Genomic DNA, 2,727 nt, shown 5'->3' with positions numbered 1-2,727 from the left:
GCGTGCCGGGCCCGCTGCCCGCGGTGGCGGCGGGGCACCCCGGCGTAGAGCAGGCCGGTGGCGACGTTCTCGGCCGCGCTGAGCCCGTCGGTGAGGTGGAACTGCTGGAAGACGAAGCCGATCTCGCGGGCCCGCAGCGCTGACAGGTGCCGGTCGCTGAGCGTGGCCACGTCCTGCCCGGAGATACGGACCGTGCCCGAGGTGGGGCGGTCCAGCGTACCGATGATGTTCAGCAGGGTTGATTTGCCCGACCCGGACGGGCCCACGATGGCCACCATCTCGCCCCGGGCGATGTCCAGGCTCACCCCGTCCAGCGCGGTGACGCCGCCGGGGTAGCGCATGCTCGCGTCACGGACGCGCAGGACGGGTTCGTCCGTCACGACGCGACCACCACGTCGGTGCCGGGGGCCAGGCCGTCGCCGGTGATCTCGACCCAGCCGTCGGCGAACATCCCGGTCTCGACCGCGACCAGTCCCTGCGGGCCCTGCACGGCGTAGCCGCCCTCGGTCAGCGCGACCAGTGCCTCGACCGGCGCGGCCAGCACGTCCTCGACGGTCCGGCCGGCCACGTTCACCTGGACGTCGGCCGAGTCCAGGTCGGCGATGGCCTTCGGGTCGTCGACGGTCACCGACACGGTCATGGTCGGTGCCCCGTCGGCCACGCCACCCTCCGGCGCGGCGAGGGTGCGGCCGACCGAGGAGATCCTGGCTTTGACCGTACGGTCGTCGGGCAGGCTCACGGTCACGCGCTTGCCCCGTTCCAGCACGGCGGCGTCGCTGAGCTCGGCCGACACGGTGATCACCTTGCGGGTGGAGGTGACCGACATCAGCGGGGCGTTCGCCGGGGAGCCGGGCTGCACGGCGAGCGAGTCGACCCGGACCGCGCCGGGCAGCACCTCGACGTCGCCGACCGCCACCTGCCCGGTGACCGGCAGGCCGCGGTCCTGCTGCCACTTCCTGATCGCCGCGGTCAGCCCGGTGGTGAGGACGCTTTCCCCCGACTTGACCTGCACCTTCGTGGCGGCTTTGGGCGGCGTGCCCGCCGGGGGTGACGGCGACGGCTGGGTCACCCGTTCGCCCGGGGCCGGCTGGTGGCCGATGCCGTACCCGAGCGCCCGCAGGTTGTCCGCGATGATCCGCACGTCCCGGCCGGCCAGGTTGCGCCCGGCGATCGGCCGGTAGAGCGGCATCTTGCCGTAGAACAGGGTCACCGGCTTGTCGTCGGCCCGGAACAGCTGCTTGCCCCGCTTGATCGTGGCGCCGACGGCCGGCAGCCAGGTCACCGTCGCCTCGGTGTGACCGGAGACCGGGCGAGGTGCCCCGAAGCCGATGCTGCCGTTCAGCTGCTTGGTGGTGGACAGGTCCCGGCGCTCCAGCTTGACCTTCTCGACCGCCGAGGGCGCCGGCGCCGCGGGTTTCCCGGACGCCCGGTGCCGGGTCAGCACAACCCCGGCGACGACCGCGAGGACCGCGACGACAAGGCCTCCGGCCAGCCATTTCACCGCGCCGCGGCGCCGCCGGGGCGGGTCCGGGACGAGGGGGATCACCTCGGTCGGGGAGTCGAGCTTCGGATGCATGCCGACGAGCGTCGCCGGAGATCGTTAGAAAGCTGTCAGGTATCGCCGAGGACTCCGTTCCGCGTGCCCGGCGGGCCTATCATCGCCGCCATGCGTGCCCGTGTCCTGGTTGCCGACGACGATCCCCGCCAGGCCGAGGTCGTGCGCCGCTACCTGACCGCGGCGGGCCACGACGCGTACGTCGTGCACGACGGGCGGGCCGCGCTGGACGAGGCCCGGCGCCGGCGACCCGACCTGGTGGTGCTCGACGTCATGATGCCCGGCCTGGACGGGCTGCACGTGTGCCGCACGCTGCGCGAGGAGTCGGACGTGCTGGTGCTGATGCTGACCGCCCGCACGGCCGAGGAGGACCTGCTGCTCGGGCTGGAGCTGGGCGCCGACGACTACCTCACCAAGCCGTACAGCCCGCGGGAGCTGATGGCCCGGGTGCGGACGCTGCTGCGGCGGGCGTCGCGGGGCGCCCCGGCGCCGGCCGGTCCGGGGCTGCGCCGGATCGGCCGGATCGGCGTCGACCCGGCCCTGCACCAGGTCACCGTCGGCGACGAGCCGGTCGAGTGCACCCGCGGTGAGTTCGCCATCCTGGCCGCCATGGCCGAACAGCCGGACCGGGTGTTCACCCGGGCCCAGCTGCTGCACCACACCCGCGGGATCGACCGCAGTTCCACCGAGCGGACCATCGACGTGCACGTGATGAACCTGCGCCGCAAGATCGAGACCGACCCGCAGCGGCCCAGCCAGCTGATCACCGTCTACGGCGTCGGCTACCGGCTGTCCGCCGGCTCGGCGGAGACCGGATGAGCCGCGGCCGGGTGCCCCTGCGGCACAGCCTGGTGACCCGGCTGCTGGTCACCTCCGTGCTGATCGCGATCGCCGCGACCGCGGCGACGGCCTGGCTGGCCGTCAGCACCGCCACCCGCGCCATCCGGCAGGAGCAGGGCCGCTCGCTCACCGAGGACAAGGGCGTGTACGACATGCTCGTCGGTTACGGGGCGACCCACGCCGACTGGTCGGGAGCACCGGCGCTGATCCGGGCCCGCTCGGCCAAGCTGGGCCGCCGCATCACGCTGATGACCGCCGACCGGGTGGTGATCGCCGACTCCGGCCCGGGCCCGTCGCTGGTCGCCGCCCGGCCGTCGGCCACCGTCGACCCG

At 73.8% G+C, this 2,727-nt stretch carries 3 protein-coding genes and 1 pseudogene; 2 read left to right on the top strand and 2 right to left on the bottom strand.

What is annotated here, in order from left to right; all coding sequences use genetic code 11:
- Positions 1–341: ATP-binding cassette domain-containing protein (locus AB0C29_RS42330; RefSeq protein ID WP_360833141.1), on the bottom strand; the 341-nt coding region annotated here is incomplete at its 3' end.
- 35 nt (positions 342–376) lie between these two features.
- The gene (locus AB0C29_RS42325) at positions 377–1,576 is read right to left on the bottom strand and encodes an efflux RND transporter periplasmic adaptor subunit (protein WP_360833139.1); all 1,200 of its coding nucleotides are present in this window, start codon (positions 1,574–1,576) and stop codon (positions 377–379) included.
- 90 nt (positions 1,577–1,666) lie between these two features.
- Between AB0C29_RS42325 and AB0C29_RS42320 the strand changes: the two genes are divergently transcribed.
- Positions 1,667–2,374: a response regulator transcription factor gene (locus AB0C29_RS42320; protein ID WP_360833137.1), complete on the top strand. Its 708-nt coding sequence runs from the start codon at positions 1,667–1,669 to the stop codon at positions 2,372–2,374.
- A pseudogene (locus AB0C29_RS42315) lies at positions 2,371–2,727 on the top strand (sensor histidine kinase); the annotation flags it as partial. The gene AB0C29_RS42320 and the pseudogene AB0C29_RS42315, both read left to right, overlap by 4 nt.

It is taken from the genome of Actinoplanes sp. NPDC048791, assembly GCF_040650095.1.
Lineage (GTDB): Bacteria > Actinomycetota > Actinomycetes > Mycobacteriales > Micromonosporaceae > Actinoplanes.
The sequence above is the reverse complement of the archived record's forward strand: the minus strand, read 5'-3'. Positions and strand labels throughout refer to the sequence as shown.

Bases quoted from the DNA above. Each gene is read 5' to 3' on its own strand.
- AB0C29_RS42325 (WP_360833139.1), bottom strand. From the start codon at position 1,576: ATGCATCCGAAGCTCGACTCCCCGACCGAGGTGATCCCCCTCGTCCCG.
- AB0C29_RS42320 (WP_360833137.1), top strand. From the start codon at position 1,667: ATGCGTGCCCGTGTCCTGGTTGCCGACGACGATCCCCGCCAGGCCGAG.